We start from the raw sequence: 22,537 nt of genomic DNA on the forward strand, positions 1-22,537 counted from the left end.
TCCGTCCGGCCACAGTGCCGCCAAGGAAACGATGATGGAAATCGAAGAGGGTTCGCCAGGCGAACAACGGTCATCGGCGCTTGAACGGGCGCGTGTCGTCTCGCAAGCGCTCTCCGATGCGGCGCGGCGTGCGCGGTTTTCGACGCGCAGCCGCCGCGCTTATGCCGGGGGTGGATTTCAGGCACGTCGCGGCGCCGCAGCCGTACGTTGGGCTATTTTCATCAGTTTCCAGCTTATCGTCGTCATTCCAAGCGTCATAGGTGCGATCTATTATATTTTCATCGCCTCCGATCAATATGTCGCCGAAGCGCAATTCACCGTCTTCGGCAGCGAAATGCCGGCGGTCGACGGTTTGGGCTCGTTCACGGGCATACCGCTGATGGCGATCATCCAGGACACGCAGATCGTCACCAATTACATTGAAAGCCGCGCCGCCGTCGAACAGCTCGAAAAGACGATCGGTCTCCGCGAGCTCTATTCGACCCCGGACGCTGATTGGTTCTCGCGTTTCAATGCGCAAAAGCCAATCGAAAAACTTGTCAAATATTGGCACAATAAGATCGATGTATCGATCAAAATGCCGGCCGGTATCGTCGAGATCAAAGTGCGGGCTTTCAAACCGGAGGACGCCGCGCGCATTGCGCAGGCGGTTCTGTCGATGAGCGAAACGCTGATCAACGTCATGAACGACCGCATGAACAAGGATGCCGTCTCGAATGCCGAAGAGGAGCTGAACCGAACGACCGCGCGTCTGACGCTGGCTCGCATTGCTCTTGAGCGCGCACGCAACGATGAAGGTCTGCTCGATACGCAGAAAACCGCCGAATCACTGAATAAGCTGATCACGGATAGCCGCTCCGCATATCTGGCACTTCAGCAAGACTATACGTCCCAACTCAAATGGGTCTCGGACAGCGCGCCGCAGATGCGGGCGTTGAAGTCGCGCATCAACGCGATGGCGGACCAGATCGCGGAACTCGAATCGAAATTGACAAATACGAGGCTGAGTTCTGCCACTCAGCCCACGCTTGCAACATCGATGACAAAATTCGCGGGATTGGACCTGGAGCGGCAGATCGCCGAACGTCTCTATGCGGGAGCGGCCACTTCGCTTGAACTCGCACGCCTCGCGGCTGAGAATAAGATGATGTATATTCGAATCTCGGTCAATCCAGCCGTCCCGCAGGCTCCGCAGTATCCGCGCCGGCTTCTCTATTCATTTTTGATCTTCGCGGGGCTGCTGGCGATCTGGGGACTCTGTTGCGGACTGGCTATAACCGTCCGCAACCACATGGCATGATGCCGAGAGCAGGGGAATGCTATTCAATTTAGAGGCTGACACCGGCGACCGAGTGATCGGCTATGTCGTTCCCGACGGCTTTTCGGGCATCCCGGCCATCAGCGTCTGCAGCAGGGGGCGAGAGCTTCTCAAATTTCATGCAAATGAAGTGCGCCAGTCTTTGGTCGCCGCCGGGCGTCATGAGAGCGGGACATGCGGCTTTACGCTCGATACGGCCATCCTGCCCGATCTTCCAGCCCTGCAAGAGCTCGAACTCTTCGATGTTGAAACGGGTCTATTGATCTACCGGCGGCCGGGCAAAGACATCATCAAAAAGAAACTCTTGCGACTTGAGACGCATTTCTTTCCGCTTTGGCGTTTTGACAGCGCGCTTCACGGCAGGTTTCAATATTTCGCCAAAGGCGTCGAACAATTGGGCCGTGAAACGGTCACGCAGCTCTTTTTGCTGAACCAGGTCGAATCGGCATTCATCAGCGGCCGGATTCTCTATAAAAATTACGCTTATTTCATCGAGTCAGGTTTTCAAACGGTTGCCATCCTTCATGATCCCTACGAGGAACTCGCGGAGCGCTTGCTCGTCTTGAGCAAACTCAGACAACTCGGTTCCGAACATCTCGGCATGCGCGACAGCATGAGCCTGCAGGCGGCGATCAATTTCGCGCAAAACCTTCCCTTCGCCGAAGAGAAAGCGCTCAATCGCGCGATTCGAAACATGCCCGCCGACGTCGCCGCGGCCTTTACGAATCCGGTCACCCGCCAATTGACGACGGCGACGCCGGACGAAATGCCGAGCGGCGGCGCGGTCGCTTTGGCTTTGGACCTGCTTGCCTCTTTCGCCATAGTGGGGCTACGCCGTGAGCCGGGAAAGTTCATCTCCGGACTGGCCGAGCTTTTGGATATGGACGAGAGGTCCTTGCCGGATATTCCGCATTTGACAGCCGTCGCGCCGCTGGCAAAACAGCTGAAAAATCTACCGGAGCTCGAAATCCTCCTCGAAAAAGACCTTGAACTTTATCACTATGTCGACGAGGCCTTCAAAAAATAGGCATAATACCGGCGCCGGGACGAAAGGAACTCCGGTAAGGACTTCGGATGGGTCAGGAAAGCAAAGTCGAACCCAAGACGGCCTTCGCGGCGCAGGCGAGGCTCGCCCGCGTGTCGGCTGAAGATGCCGTCGTCAGCGTCCCGAAAGGCTTCGTGCAGCGGCTTTTCGACGGCGCGGTTCGGCGCGTCTCCAAGTCGCCCGTGCCGGACTGGAAGCAGCTCCCGGTGCGCTTACCCGTCAAGCGGCCCTCCGCCTATCTTCTCAGTTTCGTGCTGGCGGTCGTGGTGCCGTCCTTTATCGCGATCCTCTATCTCGCCTTCATCGCCTCCGACCAATATGTATCGGAGGCCCGTTTTGCCATCCGCGCCGCGGAGATCGACTTCGGCGGCAGCAGGCAGCAGGGCGCGTCGACCCTCTCAGCCGGATCGATCGGCAGCATGCCGTCGCTGGCCGGTCAAGAGGCCTATGTCGTGACAGGCTATATTCATAGCCATGCCATCATCGACGATCTGTCGAAAGAGGTGGACCTGCGTGAGATCTTCCGGCGGCCGGAAGCAGACTTCTGGGCCAGGCTGAAATCCCATGCGAGCGCCGAAGATCTCCTCAGCTATTGGAACAGCATGGTCATGACGTCGATTGACGGACCGTCGGGCATTGTCACGGTCTATGCCCGCGCCTTCCGGCCGGACGATGCTTTGAAGCTCACGCAAGCCATCGTCCGCGCCAGCGAAAAGCTCGTCAACGACATTTCGGCGCGCGCCCGCAATGACACGATGAAACGGGCCGAGGAGGAGGTGCGCGCCACCGAAAGCCGGGTCCGCCAAGTGCTCGCAGATATGCGCAGCTATCGTGACAGGGAAGGCTTCATCGACCCGACCGTCGCAGCGACCTCGACGGGCAAGCTTCTCGTCGAGGCCATGTCGGAAAAGATCAAGCTTCAGAACGATTATTTTGCGACATCCGCCAGCCTCTCGCCGAACGCGCCGACGCTTCAGGCGCTTAAAACGCGGTTGCAAGGCCTCGATAGGCAGATCGATGACTTGAAGGCGCAATTGACCAGTTCATCGCCGGAAGGAAAGCCGATCTCGGCGGCACTCGTCAAATTCGAAGAATTGGAGCTGCGGAGGATCTTTTCTGAAAAGCTGTTCACGATGGCGCAGGATGCCCTGGAGCGCGCACGCATGAAAGCCGAACGGCAAAACATGTATGTGACAGCGTTCGTTCCGCCGGCCCTCCCGGAAGAACCCAAATATCCGGAGCGCCTGGCGCTCTCCTGTCTCATCCCGGCCGGACTCTTGATCCTTTGGGGGATTTTTGCGCTGATTGGTGCCGCCATAAACGATCATCGATATTGACCGCGAGCAAAGGCTTTTCAGCATGGATATGACGCTTCGCGTCAACCTTTCCACGACGCGATCGTATCGGCAAGGCCGGCGTCAAGACCGTAGCGCGGCAAGAACCCTACCTCCCGCGTCAGGCGCGTCGTATCGGCCTCCACAATAGCCGGCTCCGTTGCCGGGAGGATCCGTTCCCCAAAGCGGAGACATTCGGCATGGCCGATGAGCGCCGCGATCTTTTCCAGAATCGTGCGAACCGGAACGGCCATGCCGGAGCCTATATTGACAGGACCTTGCACGTCGCAATCGACGAGCGCCGCGAACGCGCCGGCAACATCATCGACATGAAGAAAGTCGCGCATCTGCTCCCCCGGGCTTGTCGGAAATGGGGTCGAGCGCAACAGAGCCTGAATCGCATCGCTGACAAGCCGTCCCGGCTTCTCTCCGGGCCCATAGAGATAAAAGATTCTGCCCCAGCCGACCGAAAGCCCTGTATTGACGCCATAGCCGACGAGCAGCCGGCACAAGGCATCTTTCGCCGTTCCGTAAAAGGTCGCAGGAATACAAGGCGTCTGCAGTTCAAAAAAGCGGGGCGAGCCCCACTGATATTCCGAGCAAGTGCCGGCAAAAACCGCGCGCTGGCCTCCAGCCATGACAAAGGCTTTCACAAGGTGGAGACTCGCGCCGACCCAATCGAGATTGACGGCTGCCGTCCAATACTGGCCCGGCGTGACATTCCACGCGAGATGCAGAAGGTGAGTGGCCTGGAGGTCTGCCATCACTTTACGCGTTGCATCTATGTCCAAAATATCAGCAAAGTGAAACGTGATACGATCATCATGAGGCCGCGTCCGGCCGATCGCATGAACTTCGTAGCCCTTCGCGAGCAAATGCGCTGTGGCACGTGTACCTATGAACCCGGCCGCGCCGGTCACGAGAACGCGTTTCATGGCTTCCAATCGGGAAATTGCAGATCGCGCTCGGAAATAACACTGATGGGCTCCGGCCAATCGATTTCGATGGCCGGGTCATTCCACCTGATGCCGCGCGCAGCCGCCGCGACAAATGGGATATCGATCATGTAAAGAACTTCGGTGGCATCCGCGAGAACTTGGAAGCCATGCGCCAAGCCGGCTGGGATATAGATCGCGCGCCGGTTCTGTGCCGAGAGCTCGATGCCGGCCGAATGCAAATAGGTCTCGGAACCTTGTCGCAGATCGACGATAACGTCGTGAATAGCGCCGGCGGTGCAACGCACGATCTTTGTTTCGGCATGCGGCTCAACCGAAAAATGCATGCCTCGTATCGTGCCGCGGCGGGCGTTGAAAGAGATGCTCGTCTGCGCAAAATGGTCGACAAGGCCTTGTCCCGCAAACTCCTCCGCGCAAAATGTCCGGGCGAAAAAGCCGCGATCATCCGTATACGGTTCGATTTTGATCACATAAGCGCCGGGGATTGCAAGAGGTTCGAAGCGCACATCCGCCGTCCTAATAGATCGAAAGGCTAGGAATGGCCGTGACAAATTGGCCGCCCCATTCACGAATCCCCTTCAACTGTTCCGCGATCTCGTCTTTCAGGTTCCATGGCAGGATCAAGACGTAATCGGGCTGTTGAGCCAGCATGTCTTCGGGCGAGATGACGGGAATGCGGCTTCCTGGCAGCAAACTCGTCTGCTTATGCGGCGAGCGATCGGCAACGCTCCTGACGAATTCTGGACCGATGCCGCAATAATTCAGAAAAGTGTTTCCTTTCGCCGCCGCACCATAAGCGCAAACCACCTTGTTTTCATCATGCGCTTTGATCAGGAACTCGAGCGTCCGGCATTTGATCGCGACCACATTTTTCGCGAAGGCACTATATCCCGCGAGATCGAATAGACCCGCTGCACGTTCCTCGGAGATGACCCTGTCGACGCCTGGCTCATGCCGATGCGAAGCACCCTCATGACAGGCGAACACGCGCAGCGACCCACCGTGTGTCGGCAATTCCTCGACATCGAAGACACGCAAACCTTTGCGTTTCATCATGCCGGCGACCGTGCCGAGCGAAAGATAAGAGAAATGCTCGTGGTAGATCGTGTCGAATTGATTATGTTCAATCAAACGAAGGAGATGCGGAAACTCGAATGTCGCAACACCTTCCGGTTTGAGAAGAACGTGAAACCCGCCGAGAAAATCGAGAATGTCCGGCACATGCGCGAGGACATTATTGGCTGCCATGAGATCGGCGGCATGTCCCGACTGGCGCAATAATTCCGCATTTGCCTCGCCAAAAAACATGACTTCTGTCGGGACGCCTTTGGCAATAGCGGCCGCTGCCACATTGCGCGCCGGTTCGATACCAAGCACCGGAACATCGCGCGCTACGAAATATTGCAGCAAATAGCCGTCATTGCTCGCCACCTCGACGACTTTATGCTCCGGCCCGAGGCCGAAGCGCGCTTTCATGGCAGCGACATAATCTTCTGCGTGGCGAAGCCAGCTCGTCGAGAATCCGGAGAAATAGGCATAATTGGAAAAGATGGCATCGGGGCTTTCAAATTCTTCGAGCTGGACGAGAAAACATGCGTCGCAAACATAGACGTGCAGGGGGTGGAAGATTTCGCCGCCATGAGCTTTTTCGGCCGGCACATATGAATTCGCCAGAGGCGAAAGGCCGAGATCGACGAAGGTATGCTTGAGCTCTGCGCCGCAGGCGCGGCATGTTCGCGACGTCAATGGATAAAGCTCCTCAGGGCCTCGTAACGATCGATCTGATCGGCGGTGATCGCAGCCGCCGCTTTGCCGTCGAGCTGGGCTCGATACCATTCGGCACTCCAGGCGAGCGCCTCGTCAAGCCGCAATCGGCTGCCCCAGCCAAGCCGGGCCCGCGCCTTCGAAGCATCCACTTTGAGGTGGGCCGCTTCATGCGGCTGCGGTCTTTCGGTCAAGATCCATGATGCACCGTCGCCCCAGGACAAAGCCAACTTGTCGACGATATAGGAAACCGATTGGCAATCCTCATCTGGCGGCCCGAAATTCCACGCCTCGGCGAAGCTCGCTCCATCTTCCGATGCAAGGCATTCCGCGAGGCGGATATAGCCGCTGAGAGGTTCCAATACATGTTGCCACGGCCGGATTGAATGAGGCCGCCTGATCTCGACCGGCCGGCTCTGCCCGAAAGACCGGATAATGTCTGGGATAAGACGGTCTTCGGACCAGTCGCCGCCGCCAATGACATTGCCGGCGCGCGCGCTCGCGATGTGGCAAATCCGTCCCGACGACGCAGCGAAGAAGGAGCTACGATAAGCACTTGTGACGAGTTCGGCACAGCCTTTCGAACTGCTGTAAGGGTCGTGGCCGCCCATGGGCTCTGATTCGCGATAGGCCCAGAGCCATTCCTTGTTGTCATAGCATTTGTCGCTGGTGACGATGACGATGGCCTCGACGCAATCCAATTCACGGACGGTTTCAAGCAGGTGAACCGTTCCCATGACATTGGTCGCATAGGTCTCGACAGGGTCGCGATAAGACTGATGCACGAGCGATTGCGCCGCCATGTGAAAGATGATTTGGGGCTTGGCCGAGGCGAGCGCCGCGCGGACGGCATTAAGATCGCGGATGTCGATATATGGCGCCGCCTCTTCGCCGAAAACGAGTTTGAACAAACTCGGTTCGGTGTGCGGCGCGAGCGAAAGTCCGCTAACCTCCGCGCCGAGCCTTTTCAGCCAGAATGTCAGCCAGCTGCCCTTGAAACCGGTGTGGCCGGTGATCAGAACTTTACGGCCGTTCCAGAAGGCTCGCGCCGGATTCACCAAACCTTCCACGGCGCCCGACCTTCCTTCCAAAGCTCTTCCAGATGTCGCTTGTCGCGCAATGTGTCCATGGCCTGCCAGAAGCCATCGTGCTGATAGGCGAAAAGCGCGCCGTCGCGCGCCAAGCGCTCCAATGGGCCTTGCTCCCAGACGGTCTGATCGTTTTCGATATAGTCGATGACTTTCGGCGAAAGAACGAAAAAGCCGCCATTGATCGCGGCGCCGTCGCCGGCCGGCTTTTCACGAAAGCTTTCCACGCGTCTATCGGCAAGTTCGAGCGCGCCGAAACGGCCGGGAGGTATGACGGCGGTGACGCTCGCCAATTGGCCATGCGCCTTATGGAAAGCGAGCAGCTTGTCGAGATTGATGTCGGCAACACCGTCGCCATAGGTCATGAAGAAATCATCGTCGCCGAGATAATCGCGTACGCGCTTCAGGCGGCCTCCGGTCATCGTCAGATCGCCCGTATCGACGAGCGTGACGCGCCAATCTTCCGCGCTGCTGCGATGATATTCGATCGTGCCCTTTCCGACATCCACCGTCACATCGCTTAGATGCAGGCGGTAATTCAGAAAATATTCCTTGATGATATAACCTTTGTAGCCGAGGCAGATGACAAAATCCTTGACTCCATAGGCCGAGAATATCTGCATGATGTGCCATAGGATCGGCCGCCCCCCGATCTCCACCATGGGCTTGGGGCGGATCGCAGTTTCCTCGGAGAGGCGGGTGCCGAGCCCGCCGGCCAAGATCACAGCCTTCATTACCGGAATTCCATTTCTTGACAGCAGGAAATGCTCTTTGAACGGGTGTGCTCGCGTCAGGCCTGCTATCTCGCAGCGATGGCTTATGGGCCAAGTATTTTTCGGTCAAGATGCGTCCAGAGCAGTACAGATCTATAGCCTAACTTATATTACTTTACTGTATCAAAAAGGCTTTTGTATCACAATAAAACCCATAATATTAAGGGGTCAAACCGAACAAAAGGACTGAACGGCGAGCTTATAGTCGATCTACGGCCAGTAGTTCGGTCCAACATTGCCGGAGACTTCCGTCGATGCGGCGTTCGTCCGGATAATAAGCCGAAAGGTTCGCCTGTGGCCGGCACGACCGCCGGCACTGTGATAGAGGATCTGCAAAGTCGGACGGCATTGAATGAGTGGATAGGATTCCCGATTGCGCGGAGTATGACATCTGGTGTGTTATATCCAACGCCTCGGTGCAAAACCCAGGGGTTATCGGTCTTGCAAGACGACTACCTAATCTCACCGTACGGCATGCTGAAAGCGCAATGGCGCGTACTCGTCGCTCTCATGTTGCGCGATCTCAAGACCCGCTTCTTCGGCACCGAATGGGGATTTTTGCTCGCCATCGGCTGGCCCTTGAGTCATATCCTTATTCTTCTCGTCATCAATTCGCAATTAGGCCGTGCGGCACCTTACGGCGATAGCGCGGCGCTCTGGTTTGCCACGGGCATTATTCCTTTCATGGCTTTCAATTATATGTCCCGCTTCATCATGATGGGCATTTTGCTCAACAAGCCCCTGCTTCTTTTTCCAACAGTGAAGATCACGGACATTCTCTTTGCCCGCGCTATTGTCGAAGTGCTGAGCGCCGGACTCGTCATTCTCATCGTCCTCGTAATTTTCTGGGCGTTGGGGATCGATTTCATGCCAATCGATATCGTGCAGGCGAGCTTCGCGCTTCTCGCGATGATGTTGCTCGGTCTCGGCTTCGGCGTCATCAATGCGATCATCGCCGCGGCTCTTCCTTTTTGGATGACCGGCTATGCGCTTTGCATGATCGTCTTTTGGATGTCGTCGGGCATTCTCTTCGTTCCGGAGGCTCTTCCGGCATTTGCACGTGAGTGGCTTGCCTATCTGCCTTATCTGCAAGGCGTCGAATGGATGCGTTCGGCTTATTATGAAGGCTATGGGGCCAGCATTCTTGACAAGACCTATCTGCTGTCTTGGGGTGTCGCAACTTTGTTTACGGGCCTCGCGCTCGAACGCCTCGTGCGGGGCAGAATGCTGCAATAATCCTTCGCTTTAGACCACAATGATTTGGCCCGCCCGCCGATTTCACCATGGGGTTGGGACGTGTCTCGCTCCCGTCCCTGCGGGTAGCCGAGGCCGACCGTCCGCTTTCATGGCGCATCCCTCATTTCGTATACTTCTTCGACATAGCCCGGACGCATCCAGAAAGGACATCTCGATAGTCTTCGGAAGCCCTTGATCTCCTCGATCACATCTCCTACTCGCTCCTGGAATTCGTCGGCAGACCTCCGAGCCATCGCCTCTTGATTGATGCTCAGCAGGTAACGGGCGCTGCTTTGCCTCAGATATCCCCGCATGGTGGAACCGCTCATCTCAGGGAATGAATCAACATTGACGATCACATCGAAGTCGAGCGCCGAGATGTCGGCGGCGCTGATCACTTTTATACGATCTGGGCAGAAGAGCTCTCCAGATAGCGAGATCCGATCGGCACCGAGATTCTGGGCCAGAAAATAGGCTTGGACCGCACCGACTGTCGGAAGATCAACGATGGTGTAATTAGTCAACCCCAACCAGTTGCAATAGTATGCAACATATCCCGCGCCGCCGCCGATTTCGCAGATCCTGGGATCATCAATAGGAGAAAGGAGCTCCCTAAGCCGCAATGCAACATAGATCGCGGTGAAGCTGCGCTCCGTAAACAACCCTCGTTTTGTCTTTAGGCCAAAGAGTCCACCGTGAAAATGCGGAGCGTGGATTTCTTGTTGAATCTTCTCCTCAATCCTGTCGAGCAACGCGTCGGGATGTTGTTGGAGGTAAGGAAGGAAATCGCCTTGCTCGACGGTTTGTACCGGAATCGCACGTAGTGAAGCGGCAAGGGAAAGTAAGCGATCAAAAGCGAGCTGGCGGACATGCTGCTGTACAGCAGGGTCGGCAACGATCCGCTCGTACATGCCATCGAACTGCTCAAAGCCATAGGTCAGTGGAGAGGCAAACATGCGGGCCAAGATGTCCGCCGCGGCGCTTAGCTCTCCGCTCAATAACAGCTCGGCGAAGTTTTGGTGTTTGGAGACAATTGACGTCCAAACATCTTCCCCTGAAGCAATTGAATGGCGCAAGGACCGGCGTAGTGCCGCCGCAATTCGCAGCATAGTCGACTCGTCGAAAAACGCAGCTGGCGCTCCGCATTCAAGCGGGCAATCTGGTGCATGGCGTGAGAAATCGTGAACGAAGATGCTTCCAGACATTAATGTGCCTATAATGGATCAGTGTTAGGTGCTTCTTAAGTCTGCCCTTCGCATAGATTTCATGCCTCGCCCACAGAAACTGAAAAGACTAGCCGAAGTCGTAATCGTACGCGATTCGTTAGCCTTCTTAGCTTCATGCTTGATGCATGTCTTGGATAGTATAGGCGTCAGACGTTAATCTAGGTAGGTTCGGACTGTACCAACGGCTGGCCGCACCAGGCACACCAGCCTTGTCGAGCAAACCCTCCCGATCATCTGGAAAAGGAAACGCGTTCCGAGCAGGCACAAGGTGCCTTACGTGGGGAGTAACCGCAATATATTTGCCGTGCGCCGCAGCCTCGATGCCAAGAGCTATCATCAAACTTCTGTAGTTCGAAATCCCAAATTTGCTCAACGTCTGATTCAAAAAGTCCTTTCTAAGCAAAATATCCATTGGCGCAGGAACATCGACGCATCTCTGACAGTATAACTGGCCATGATATCCGCTATGGGCCAATTTGCTTCCGATATATGGATCTAAAATCGTATTGTCGGAGGTGAAGAAACCACCCGACCATCGCACAACCGTTTCCTTTTCATCGCAAATCAGACCGCTTACGGCGATTATGTCGGCATCCAAAAGAGCGACCGCGAAGAGCTCAGGGAGAACGATGCTACGGTTAGCCAAGTCGCCCAGAATTGCTATCCATTCCGGCCCTTCTGTCGAACGAGCAAGAGCGGCAAGGTCAACTAATGCTTTTCTGTCTGAATCGAGCAGGAAGTTGCGTCCATCCAATACTTCGGTAAGCGGAATTGGGATCGTTTGCCTGTGTTTTACTCGCCACATTCCTGGATGCGAAAAGAGGGGGTTCGCTTCGATTTGCAAATTTTCTTTGCCAAGATCTTTTAGCAGCCGCTCCAAAACAAAACGCTGAGAGTCGATTGTTTGAGGTTTGGCTTCGTGGCCCGCAGCGGCTGTCGAACCCGGGTGTATTCGCCAGGCATAGAGCAATTCAGGCACATGAACTGGTTTGATACCGCGGGCGAAGGCTCTCGTTAAAGTGTCGTAGTCGTGGCACCAAGTCGCTCGATTGTCTGAATAAGCATCTATTTCATTCAATAATTCGCGCTGGATGGCCATCAAATGAGTCGGATAACAACAATTGGTCAAAAGCACTGGGTCGAAATTGGGTTTAAAAAAAGGATTGAACTGCTTCGAGTCAGGATCAGAGTTGAACTCGTCGGAATAGAAAATCCGTGCCGTCGGATGAGATTCGATAAAGCTTGCCATCACTGTTAAGGCATCCACAGTCCAATAATCATCAGCATCGACCGGTAATAAGAAATCGCCTGTCATTGCGGAGACTATGCTCCGATTTGCCCCATTGATGCCTTGATTAACCGCATGTCGTATGACTTTCGCCAGTCCGCTTTTCTCTAACTGGCCAACCCATTGAATCGTTTTTGGGTCACTGGAGCCGTTATCGATAACCACCATTTCTTTGTTGAGGTAAGATTGCATCGTGAATGCAGCTAACATTTCATCCAACAATGATGGCGCCTGATCGTAAATCGATACCCCAATCGTAAGCCTGTATTTTTCGACAGTGGGATAAAGCTTAGCTCGGCGACATATTTCCGCGGTGAGCCAAGCTTCAAATTGCATGGGGTCATTATCGATGCGATAACTTCGCTTACCTTCAGTGAAATTCAATTCATAAAATGGATTATCTTGATCGAAATTCTCATTGAAATAGGGATCGGTTAATCCTGGCCACCTAGCGTATAAACGTTGCCTTTCGCATGAAAAGGTGCCGCTCTTACTCGACGATTCGAAATGATATACCGAGATATAAGGATCAACCACGCAAGACAGGCCGTTTGCGCGAAGCTTGAGAGAAAAGTCTACATCATTGTAATTCAGTGGAAGACTTTCATCGAAGCCCATGACGAATTCGTAATTCGACCTTTTGACGAACATCAACGCTCCGGTGACTCCAAAGGCCTCTCGTCGGCAGCGGAGATAGCCGTTATTGCCCGAGAAATGAGCTTCCTTGAAGATGCCTGAATGCGTCGGGCCATATGAAGTCAAAACGACACCATTATGTTGCACGCGGCCATCTTCGAATAAGCAAAGAGGAGCAATAGCACCCACCTGGGGATTGCTTTCCAGGAAGCCTACCATGCGGGTTCCGCCGCAACGCGTTATGACCTCGACATCATCATTTAATATGCAGAGATATTCTCCCTGGGCGTGACGTATTCCCCAGTTGAGCTTCTCTGAAAAATTAAAATGGCTTGTTGGATGGTACTCAATAAGCGCTACGCCTTCTATCGTAGCAAGAAAGTCCAATTGTCTTTTGTTCAAATCGCCGTTGTGGACGACAACAAATTCCCGACGCGGATAGAATTCCAGCGTCTCAAGGCTTCGAATGCATTGCTCGAGCAAGTCTGTCTGAGCGCCACGAATGACCCGACTCTTCGCGGCGGTGGGAATTATATATGAAACGAGAGGCGGCACTCTGTTTAGAGGATAATCAACGTACCAAAAGCCGGGGGACCAACCAGGGAGAACCTCAGCACTGGGATTTTTGGTTCTTGCATGTTCGCGAACCGCTGCAATCTGACGTTCCAACGCATATGACTTGGCGTCCAACGTCGCTGCCGTCGATCCTTCAATTGCGCGCCAAAAATAACAAATTTTTGGAATATGGCAGACATTCTTCGCCTTGGCAGATATTCGCAAAGCGAGGTCAAAATCCTGCGTTCCGTCAAACGCGGAACGGAAGCCACCAACAGCCTCTATCGTGCCTCTTTGGTACACACTGAGATGACAGATATACATCGTGTTTTCGAGGAAAACAGGGGACCATGCTGGCTTATGGCTAAAATCATAGAGTTCGTAATCGACTGATAATTTGCACTCGTCCGTGTAAAAAAGTTCCGTCGAGGGATTATCTTTCCACTTATTCCAAATGAAGAAAAACGCGTCTCGTGCAAGCAGATCGTCATGATCGACAAGTGCGAAATGAGTACCGCTGGCAAGCGACAGAGCGGCATTGCTCGCGACAGAAATTCCATTATTTTCTTTAAACACGACGCGCAAACGGCGCTCATTTCTGGCCATAAGCTTTAACTGGCTTATAGTGTCCGGAATCGTAGACCCGTCATCGACCACGATCCATTCCCAGTTGGAATACCGCTGATTCTGAAGGGAGAGGAGCAGTTCAGATAAATATTTAGGATCAGTATTATAAGTTGGTGTAATTACGGAAATAAAGAACTCTTCATCAAAATACTTTGTATATTGCTCTTCTAAGTAATGAATATTGCAATAATGCGCTAATTGTCTGGTGTCACGCTTATCGATGAAAGGGAATTGCCGCTTTTCGGATCGACCATGCCTTAACCAATGCACAAGTGGATTTATGCCATTTTCACGGATATCGGCGTTCTGCTTTAAGTAATTTGCTGCGCTAAAAAAGGGAGAGGGTTCGCGGCCTTCCTTGGCGCCATAAATTACGTAGTGAAGTGCGGCATCTATTCCTGCGCTTTCAACATCTGGGTTCTGAGCTAAATAGAAGCTTTCATCAAACAGGTCTGATTGCCTTATCAGATCAACGTCTGCCCTCCGCAGGTCGTCAGTCGCTCCGCGCGCCAGAACCACCAAGTCAATCTGTTTTGGACTATTGACGTCTTCATCGTCATTCTCTGCAAGCCTCGTCTGCAATTTAGGCATAGCTGCTTCCGAAGATCGGACAGAATTTGTCTCATCTCGCCTTCGAGCCGACGTCAAGGCAAAATAATATTTTAAGTCAAACTGCAGATGCGGATCGCGCCCTTCTTTCGCGCCATGCATTATGAAATGCACGAGCGGATTCATGCCTGACGCGGCGACGTCCGGGTTCTGCTTCAGATAGAATTTCGTATCGAAGAGCGGACCTGGATTGCGGCCTTCGCCCGCGCCCGTTTCAAAATAATGCAGGACGGCATCGACCGGCGTGCCGCGAAGGTCCGGATAATTTTCCTTATACCAAATGGGGTCCATGAGAGCGGAAGATCGAAGCACAGCCATGGCTTTGGCTGCGTGCCATTTCGCTTTTGCGTGCCGGGGAAGAAATCGAATGGCTTCAAACATATTGGAACGTCACAGCTCCTGCGGCCTAACGGCCGCGCGTCCCTCCGCACGTCCGTGGCGCAGATAATGCGCGAGCGGATTCATGCCCGCCGCGCGTACGTCCGGATGAGTCAGAAGATAAAAATTCGTATGGAAATCGGGGCCGGCATCGCGGCCTTCACGCCAGCCATGCAGCATGTAATGGAGAAGCGGATTCATGCCGGAGTGGCGCACATCCGCATAGCGATCGAGATACCAGCGCGTATCGAAAAACGGATTCGGCCGATAGCCGCGCAAATAACCTTCTTCCAGATAATGCCGGACAGGTCTGAGCCAGCTTTCGGCCGCATCCTTATATTCGGCCCTGTACCAGTCCGCGTCGAAGAGGCCGCTACGCTGGAGTCTGCCTTCGGCGCGATGGGTTGGAGCGAATAACGGGAGGCCTTTTATCCAAGCGCGTCCATTGCGATGTTTCGCTAGCCTGGCTTCGGTATCGACAAGCTGGCTTCGGAGTACTTGAATCTCACCTTCGTATCTGTCGTGCAGCTCCGAGCGCGCGGAAGCCGCCGTCGCGGCCGCGGTGACGGACGCCTTTTGCAGACGCTGCAACTCGACTGATAGTCCGGCATGCTCAGAGGCAAGTCTGTTTTTTTCAGTAACCATCTGAGCGAGCGCCGCTTCGACTGCCGCATTGTTTCTCTCGGCTTCGGCCAATGCTGTCTGGTGAAATGCCTCGAGCTTTTGTTTCTCGGCCCGTACTCGTTCAAGGTCGGCGGCGAAGGCAGCTTCTCCCTGCTCCAATTGCGCGCTGCGGCTCGCAAGGAGCGCCATGGTCTTGGCGGCTTCGCGGCGCTGGGCGTCGATCGTGACGGCGAGCTGATCCTTTTCGGCGAGAAGCGCCGAGATCTGTGCGGTGTGGCTTTCGACGCGGCTCTTGAGTTCGATATTCTCGTCGTTCGCCTGGACACGCGCGGCTTCGGACTGCGCCCGGCCGATATCGGCAAGCGCCGCCCCGGCCTCGGTCTCAGCGAGACGTGCCGCAGCCGCGCCTAGAGCCTCATCCCGGGCCTGCAATTCGGCGGATAGACGGTCGCGATCCTGCTGAAGCGAGATTAATCCGGCATGGGCATCTGCCTGCCGCGCATGCAGAAGGTCGCGCTCGCTTTGAACGGCTATTATGCGCGTCTGCAAGTCCTCGATGCCGATCTCATAATCCATCAAGAGCCGCCCGAACATCGCGCTCGATTGTTCGACCACGTGCCGGATCTCGTTCAATTTCTCCGCTGCCGAATTGGAGAACGGATTATGCGCCAGTTCGAGGAGAGCTTCGTAAGCGGCGATCGTCCATTCGTGGACGTCGGAATGCGCGCTTAACTCGGCATGATCAACCCTGTTGTGAACGAGCTCGGTTTTGAGAAAATGTTCTATGTCATGGGCTGAGCGGTCGGATAGGCGCGGCCAAGCCAGCCCCGTGTCGTTGGAAATCTTTTCGGAAATCCGTCGCCAATCCGAAATGAAGTCGTTCCAAGTGACAATCGAGCGTGCAACATTTCGGGACTCTAATTCCGCGTCGAGCACATGGCGTAGCCACAGCAGCAAGCCCTTGGTCAACGGCATTCCGTCTCGTGCCTTGAGCGATTGCGCGACCTCCAAAGGCGAGCGGATCGGAATCACGACTCTCGGATTGACATCCATCTCCTTGAAAATATCGAGCCAGAAAGGCGCGAAGCGGCAGATGCGGGGATCTTTCAAAACGGACAGCGGCGCAGAGTCGAATTCTGCCTGGAACAGGTCTTTGGCCCGTTCCTTATAGCCGGCGGCGACCGGAGATCCGTACCAAAGGGGATTGAATTTCCGCCAATCGTGCCAGATGGAACCGGCGGCGGCGAGAAGCTCGTCGTGAAGTTCCATAATCGGACGGGATTCGAAATAACCGGCCGGGTTTGTAGGACTGCCGGGCATCAAATGTTTAGGCGCCGCGCCGCCCAATTTCGTCAGAGTGCCGGCGACAGCGCTCGTGCCGCTTCGATGCATGCCCAAGACGATAATAACGTCCGACATAGTCCAACTCACGCTGCAGAAAGAAATTACATCATGTTTCGATTGTCTTCGCGAGGATGCGCTCGACCACGCTGTCTCCCGGCTTCGCCATCACTTCACCACCGTTGCTATACTTGCGCCTGAGGCCGCCGGCGCCACAGCCATGTCGAAGATCCCAATAACCTTCTCGACGTCGGTGAGCGGTGCATTCGACACATAGAGAAAGTCCCGGTTGATCATGCGGAAATTTTGCGCGGCGAATAGGCTGCTCGGGTTATGCATGTTTAACCGGTAGATCACGGGTATCATGCGATCCGCTTGGATGAAGGGGCTGTCCGGACGAAGGATCTGAACGACGTTTGCCGGCTCATAACGCACGACAAACACGCCCGAAGCATCGGATCGTTGATCGAGGAGGCCACCCGCCTTCGCCAAAGCCTGCGATAGCGAAATGCCTTCCGCATCGAAGGAAATTTCGGCGTTCCGACCGGTCGCCCCATAAGCGATGAAAGTCTGCGGGTCGCGAATCAAGGTCAAAACATCATCCGGGCGCAGATAAATATTCTCGCGCGGATCGGAGGCCACCCGGCTCATGGGGACGCGGACAGTGGTGGCGCCGCGAGACAATTGAACATAGGTCTCGTTTATGGGCGCGCGAATGCCGCCGGCCTCCGCGACGACATCCATGATCCGGTCGCCCTTCACACTCAAGGGCACTCTGGCACCATTCACGACTTCGCCGGTGACGGTAACGGTGTTGCTGACGGACTTGGTTACGTTGATCAGGACCTGTGGCTGAATCGCTTTGCCATCAAGCGCCTTTTCAACGATCGCCTGTACCTCGCGTGTCGTACGCCCCGCGACACGAACCCGGCCCGCATAGGGAACCGTGATCGCGCCATCGCCGCCGACAACTTGATCCGGAATGGTGGCGCTCTTCGAGCCGGTGGTAAATTTATCGGCGACGAGTGGTCCTGAAAACAGGCCGCCCGCGCTCGCCTCCCAGATGGTCACTGAAACGGCATCGCCAACGCCGATTTTCGGTTCGGCCGAGTGGCGATAATCGCTGAAGCGGGCCTGGAAGCTATCAGGCCCACGCCGTCGCAAAAGGTCAACGACCACCGAATCGACATCGATCAGCTCATAGCGCGGCGCGAGCGGGCTTCCGGCTTGCGAGAGAATGTCGTCCGCGCTCGGCCCGGACGTTGGGATAGCCGAACAACCAGCCATGGGAAGCAAGGCGAGGGGCCAAAATGCGCACCCCCAAATTCTCCAAAACTGATTCATGCAAAAGCCGCCCACATTGCGGGAATCCCTTGCCATCGTGAGGGTCCAACGGCGACCACCGTCAGCAGGTAGCGCTTAGGCTTCCGTAGCGACATCCAATATCTTCCCTAGAGATATTCGAACTGATCACGCATAATGTGAGTGACAACAGCTATCAGACTAAGCCGCGATGAATTACACTAACTTATAATTCATCGAAGCCAACGACGGCTTTGCGACTATAATGCCTTAAAAGTTGCAGCGATCGTAATAGTTGCTGTTTTGCAACATGTATTTCTTTATTAAACCGCGGACTAGCCGGCATTCCGTTACGGTGCCAAAAATAGTTGCTGGACGGCGGCGATTCAGATGGGGGCCTACTTGTCCATTTTGATTTCGCACGATGAAACCGCTCGCTGCAGCCCCTTGCTTCGACCGCCAATACGCATTCAAACGAGTCTGCTGGCGCGGCGCGAGCGAACCCTGCTTGATTGGCTGTGCGAGCATATGCCAAGCGCCATCACACCGGATCGTCTTACCTGGATCGGCGTGTTTGGGGCCTTTATCGTCTTTGCCGGATATGTTGGCAGCCGTTACAGCCCGGCCTATCTCTGGCTTGCTTCGTTAGGCTATTTCATCAATTGGTTTGGAGATTCGCTCGACGGAAGTCTGGCGCGATATCGGGGCATCGAAAGACCGCGGTACGGCTATTTTCTCGATCATTCAGCGGATGCGATCGCGATCCTCTTAATCATGATTGGCCTCGGACTTTCCGGCTATGTTCGCATGGATGCGGCACTGTTCGCGCTGCTCGGTTACTTTATGCTCTGCATCTACGTCTTCCTATGTAATCATGTTACAGGACGTTTCCAGCTTACCTTTCTTTCACTCGGACCAACCGAGCTCCGTGTCGGGCTCCTGGCACTGAACGCCCTCATGTATTTCGGATTCAGCGCGAAGTTTTCGTTCGGCGGCCAGGACTTATCGAGTTTCGACCTCATTTTGATAGGCGACGGACTGATTTCGATCTTTTTGGCTGTCGCCAACATGGCGAAAGTCCTCAAGGAGCTGAAGCAGGAGGATCCCGCGGTGCCGGGGCATTTGGAGATGTCTTTGAATTCTTCTGTCGTGTCCGACCTGTTCAAAACGGGGTTCAGCGGGGCCGAACCGCTCAAAGCGTCGACAGGAACTCTTCGACCACGTTGAAATAATTCCCCCAATCCAGCGCGGGCTTGTTTTCATGCCCTGCCGCCGCCGCATGATTTGGCTGAGCGCGCGCCGATCCGCGAATCGTCTCAAGCCATCGCTCTCCATCAATGGGACTGATGGTTGTGATCCGACCGGCTCCGATATCCTCAAAGACCTCGAGATTAGACGCGATCACCGGGGCACAAGCTGCGAGAGCCTCGACAACCGGCAATCCAAATCCTTCGGCAAATGTCGGCATGAGAAGCGCGCGGGCGCCGTCAAGCAATCGCTTGAAGCCTGGTGTTGAAAGGCCGGAGACTTCGAGCACGTGATTGCCGATCGTCTGACAGCGCTCGAGCATGTTGACCGTGCTTTCATTCTCCCATCCCCGATTGCCGATGATGACGAGTTTCGGCGCGGCGGCGCCGTCGCGCCGAACCAGTTCGCGCCAGACCTGCAGGAGCAGCAGATGGTTTTTGCGGGGCTCGATTGTTCCGCAGACGACAAAATAGGGGTGCCCGAGAAGCGCGGGATCCAGGGCCTCGCGGCGTGCGAATATCGGATCGGCCGGCACGGGTGCAACGAGGATCGGAAATTCAAACCGGCCGAGAGATTCGAGATGCTTCCTGAGTGCATCTTTCACGGTCTTCGTCGCAACGATCGCTCCGGCCCCGAACTCGGCAAGATTTCGGAGGCGGGCCAGATGCCTTGCATATTCACTTCGCGGGAAGAACTCGGGGGATTCGAGCGGCAGAAGATCGTGAATGAAGAAGACGGGTTTCACATCCAAACGGCTCTTCATCCAGCCGAAGTAAGACTTGTTCCAGAGTGGCAATTGACTGGTGTTGAGATAAATCGCGCTCTTGCCGGCATTTGCGCCAGGAGAGCGGCCCAACGGCACGCCGTGCCGGCCAATCAGCCGAAGGATTGGACCGCCACGCCGGCGCCGGCCGACCGATATGCGCCGTGCCGTGAGCGATTTGGGTGCGCGGCCGCTGATCCAGTCGAGGATCTGCCGATAGTCTTCATCATGGTCTGGGGAATTATTTTCTCCCCAATGGTTGCAAACGGCATCAACCACCGTCTTGGCTATCTCTGGAGATATGAGGCGCGGCCCCAGCAACGTCAGCATCATTCCTGTGCTGTCTGGGCGTGCCGGATCGATGAAATGCCGTGCAAAGGCGGAATCAATGCGATCGATTCCATTTGGCGTCCGCGTCACCAATCGCGCCGTGAGCCGAGTGATGTCGTAAATGATGGGACGGGCCATCTAGACCTGCAATGCGAGCGTGCAATCATCCGTAATGGGCCTGCGGCGCTCGGCGCGCCCGGCCACGCCGGCTAAAGCCTGCGAGGTCCCGGGCGCATACCACGAGTGGCCGGTTGCCGGAAGGCGTGCGGCGCGACCTTCTGCAATTCGCGGCGTATCGCGTGCTCGTCTTCAGCCGAGCCGACCCGGAACTGGCCGATCAGGCTCGCCAATCGTTCGGCTTCCTGCGACAGCGAATGGCTCGCCGCGGTTGATTGCTCGACCATAGCCGCATTCTGCTGCGTCACCTGATCCATCTGATTGACGGCGGAGTTGATTTCGGTGAGCCCGGTTGCTTGCTCTTTCGCCCCGGTCGCGATCTCGGCGACGACCTGGTTGATCTCGGTCACCTGGGCGATGATCCGTTCGAGCGATTTGCCCGTCTCGGCAACGAGCTTCACGCCATGATCGACCTGCGTGGTTGAAGCCGAAATCAGGCTCTTGATTTCTTTCGCCGCCTCGGCCGAACGCTGCGCGAGCGCGCGCACTTCCGAAGCAACGACCGCGAAACCGCGGCCGGCATCGCCTGCGCGCGCGGCTTCCACACCTGCGTTCAGCGCGAGTAGATTGGTCTGAAAGGCGATCTCATCGATAACGCCGATGATCTGGCTAATCTGTTTCGCCGATTTGGCGATGCCGTCCATGGCTTCGAAGGATTGGCGCACGACCACCGCGCTTTTTTTAGCGTCTTCATCCGCAGCCTTCACGACCTGACGCGCATGGTTTGCACCCTCGGCCGATCTTTTGACTGTCGCAGTGATCTCGTCGAGCGCGGCCGCGGTCTCTTCAAGACTTGCCGCTTGCTGCTCGGTCCGGCGCGATAGATCATCGGAGGCCGCCGATATTTCCTGCGTCCCCGAATGAATCGCACTTATGCTGTCGGCAACGCTCTGCAGGGTGTCTTCAAGCTGCATGATCGCAGCATTGAAGTCCGTCTGGAGCTGACGATAGGCCTCGGGCATATTCGCAGACAAGCGAAAGGTCAGTTCCTTGGCCGCGAGCTTCGAAAGACCGGCGCCGATCGAATTGACGACGTCGCGATCGCGTTTGATCGTCTCCTCTTCGGCGCGATGGCGCTCCTCTTCCATCTCCTTCATGGCGGTGAGGTCCTGGACCGTCTCGAGCACCGCGACGAGTTCGCCTTGTTCGTCGCGGATCGGGCCCGCGTTGAACGCCAAATAGCGGCGCACGCCGCGCGGAAGATCGCACCAATTATGAGCCTTCATCCAACCATTGTCAGCGGCTTGATCGGCATGAGCCGCGTAAAGCGTGCCGGCGTTTGCGCCACCGCCGGAGAGCACCAGATCGAGGAGGCAGGGCCGGGCGGCCGGGTAGAAGCCCTTCCAATGGTCTCGTGTGCCGAGAACCTTCGAGGCCGCGAAGCCGGTGAGGTCTTCGCACGCCTTGTTCCAGATGATTACCGTGCCGGTGCGATCGAGCGCGAACATCGGCACGTCCATCTGTTCGATGAAACTCATAATGAATTTGGGATTTTCAAATGACCGGGCGTCTGGTTCCCGCTTCCGAAATAATGTGCTGAGGCGATCCATGTGGGACATCTCTGATGCGTCTTCGCCAGACCACAATGAATGTCTGGGCCGACGGTATGCCAATCAACAGCGTACGAAAGGAAGGTTAATTAAATCTTTTGAGGCAAAGTTCGCAGTCCGTGACGATATGGTTCGCCGTCGCTGCTCGCTTCAGCCCTCATGAGTGCTTCGTGAGAGCGAGATGATCAGCATGCATCAATTGTGCGATCATGGCGATCGCAAAGCCTGCATCAAACTCGGCATGATTCAGCAAAATCACGACCGGATGGAAGCGTGGTATCATTCACATCCGGAATGGTTCTGGTGGGAACATTGATCGGCTGGGGCTCGCACTATCGCAGTCCCGCGTGCTTCCATTGACGCTCGCAT

At 55.5% G+C, this 22,537-nt stretch carries 17 protein-coding genes; 6 read left to right on the forward strand and 11 right to left on the reverse strand.

Translation table 11 applies throughout. The features are described from left to right. Nucleotides 1-34 precede the first annotated feature (34 nt). Genes A3OQ_RS0113830 through A3OQ_RS22475 form a run of 3 tightly spaced genes read left to right on the forward strand, consistent with a single transcriptional unit; the run spans nt 35 to nt 3,700 of the window. On the forward strand, nt 35-1,300 hold the full coding sequence (locus A3OQ_RS0113830; RefSeq protein ID WP_020175998.1) for a KpsE/RkpR family capsule polysaccharide export protein: 1,266 nt from the start codon (nt 35-37) through the stop codon (nt 1,298-1,300). A 16-nt stretch (nt 1,301-1,316) separates the two neighbouring features. Then, on the forward strand, nt 1,317-2,345 hold the full coding sequence (locus tag A3OQ_RS0113835; RefSeq protein ID WP_020175999.1) for a hypothetical protein: 1,029 nt from the start codon (nt 1,317-1,319) through the stop codon (nt 2,343-2,345). 47 nt (nt 2,346-2,392) lie between these two features. Further along, nucleotides 2,393-3,700, forward strand: a complete 1,308-nt coding sequence (locus A3OQ_RS22475; protein ID WP_020176000.1) for a KpsE/RkpR family capsule polysaccharide export protein — start codon at nt 2,393-2,395, stop codon at nt 3,698-3,700. 41 nt (nt 3,701-3,741) lie between these two features. Here the strand turns inward: A3OQ_RS22475 and A3OQ_RS0113845 are convergent, their stop codons facing one another. Genes A3OQ_RS0113845 through rfbF form a run of 5 tightly spaced genes read right to left on the reverse strand, consistent with a single transcriptional unit; the run spans nt 3,742 to nt 8,239 of the window. Continuing rightward, complete coding sequence (locus A3OQ_RS0113845; RefSeq protein WP_020176001.1) at nt 3,742-4,632, reverse strand: NAD-dependent epimerase/dehydratase family protein; 891 nt, start codon at nt 4,630-4,632, stop codon at nt 3,742-3,744. Continuing rightward, nucleotides 4,629-5,159 (reverse strand): dTDP-4-dehydrorhamnose 3,5-epimerase, encoded by a 531-nt coding sequence (gene rfbC / locus A3OQ_RS0113850; protein WP_020176002.1) that lies wholly within the window; start codon nt 5,157-5,159, stop codon nt 4,629-4,631. Before rfbC ends, A3OQ_RS0113845 begins: the two co-directional genes overlap by 4 nt. A gap of 10 nt (nt 5,160-5,169) precedes the next feature. Continuing rightward, entirely contained in the window at nt 5,170-6,399 is a 1,230-nt protein-coding gene (locus A3OQ_RS0113855; RefSeq protein WP_020176003.1) for a class I SAM-dependent methyltransferase, read from the reverse strand. Next, the gene (rfbG, locus tag A3OQ_RS0113860) at nt 6,396-7,478 is read right to left on the reverse strand and encodes a CDP-glucose 4,6-dehydratase (RefSeq protein ID WP_020176004.1); all 1,083 of its coding nucleotides are present in this window, start codon (nt 7,476-7,478) and stop codon (nt 6,396-6,398) included. Before rfbG ends, A3OQ_RS0113855 begins: the two co-directional genes overlap by 4 nt. Beyond that, the gene (gene rfbF, locus A3OQ_RS0113865) at nt 7,472-8,239 is read right to left on the reverse strand and encodes a glucose-1-phosphate cytidylyltransferase (RefSeq protein WP_020176005.1); all 768 of its coding nucleotides are present in this window, start codon (nt 8,237-8,239) and stop codon (nt 7,472-7,474) included. The genes rfbG and rfbF overlap by 7 nt, the downstream gene beginning before the upstream one ends. A 480-nt stretch (nt 8,240-8,719) precedes the next feature. Here rfbF and A3OQ_RS0113870 point away from each other — a divergent pair, with 480 nt between their 5' ends. Beyond that, nucleotides 8,720-9,514 carry an ABC transporter permease gene (locus A3OQ_RS0113870; protein ID WP_210162195.1) on the forward strand — a complete coding sequence of 265 codons (795 nt, stop codon included), beginning with the start codon at nt 8,720-8,722 and terminating at the stop codon, nt 9,512-9,514. Nucleotides 9,515-9,621: 107 nt separating this feature from the next. Here A3OQ_RS0113870 and A3OQ_RS0113875 read toward each other — a convergent pair whose 3' ends face one another. The 4 genes from A3OQ_RS0113875 to A3OQ_RS0113890 all read right to left on the reverse strand — a co-directional run bounded on the left by A3OQ_RS0113875 (nt 9,622) and on the right by A3OQ_RS0113890 (nt 18,085). Further along, nucleotides 9,622-10,719, reverse strand: a complete 1,098-nt coding sequence (locus A3OQ_RS0113875; RefSeq protein WP_152428457.1) for a class I SAM-dependent methyltransferase — start codon at nt 10,717-10,719, stop codon at nt 9,622-9,624. Between the two features lie 133 nt (nt 10,720-10,852). Next, entirely contained in the window at nt 10,853-14,836 is a 3,984-nt protein-coding gene (locus A3OQ_RS0113880) for a glycosyltransferase (RefSeq protein WP_026595821.1), read from the reverse strand. A 9-nt stretch (nt 14,837-14,845) separates the two neighbouring features. After that, entirely contained in the window at nt 14,846-16,876 is a 2,031-nt protein-coding gene (locus A3OQ_RS23665) for a sulfotransferase family protein (protein WP_020176009.1), read from the reverse strand. 90 nt (nt 16,877-16,966) lie between these two features. Further along, nucleotides 16,967-18,085: a polysaccharide biosynthesis/export family protein gene (locus A3OQ_RS0113890; RefSeq protein ID WP_244427150.1), complete on the reverse strand. Its 1,119-nt coding sequence runs from the start codon at nt 18,083-18,085 to the stop codon at nt 16,967-16,969. A gap of 417 nt (nt 18,086-18,502) precedes the next feature. Between A3OQ_RS0113890 and A3OQ_RS23670 the strand changes: the two genes are divergently transcribed. After that, the gene (locus A3OQ_RS23670) at nt 18,503-19,327 is read left to right on the forward strand and encodes a CDP-alcohol phosphatidyltransferase family protein (protein WP_244427151.1); all 825 of its coding nucleotides are present in this window, start codon (nt 18,503-18,505) and stop codon (nt 19,325-19,327) included. On the opposite strand, the gene A3OQ_RS0113900 is transcribed toward A3OQ_RS23670, so the two are convergent. Both A3OQ_RS0113900 and A3OQ_RS0113905 read right to left on the reverse strand, forming a co-directional pair. After that, nucleotides 19,293-20,579 (reverse strand): glycosyltransferase, encoded by a 1,287-nt coding sequence (locus A3OQ_RS0113900; protein WP_020176012.1) that lies wholly within the window; start codon nt 20,577-20,579, stop codon nt 19,293-19,295. The two genes, A3OQ_RS23670 and A3OQ_RS0113900, sit on opposite strands and share 35 nt — an antisense overlap. A gap of 71 nt (nt 20,580-20,650) precedes the next feature. Beyond that, nucleotides 20,651-22,096, reverse strand: a complete 1,446-nt coding sequence (locus A3OQ_RS0113905) for a methyl-accepting chemotaxis protein (RefSeq protein ID WP_020176013.1) — start codon at nt 22,094-22,096, stop codon at nt 20,651-20,653. Between the two features lie 253 nt (nt 22,097-22,349). Between A3OQ_RS0113905 and A3OQ_RS25205 the strand changes: the two genes are divergently transcribed. Then, entirely contained in the window at nt 22,350-22,484 is a 135-nt protein-coding gene (locus tag A3OQ_RS25205) for a hypothetical protein (protein WP_280109796.1), read from the forward strand. Nucleotides 22,485-22,537: the final 53 nt, after the last annotated feature.

Source organism: Methyloferula stellata AR4 (assembly GCF_000385335.1).
In the GTDB taxonomy this organism is placed as follows: Bacteria; Pseudomonadota; Alphaproteobacteria; order Rhizobiales; family Beijerinckiaceae; genus Methyloferula; species Methyloferula stellata.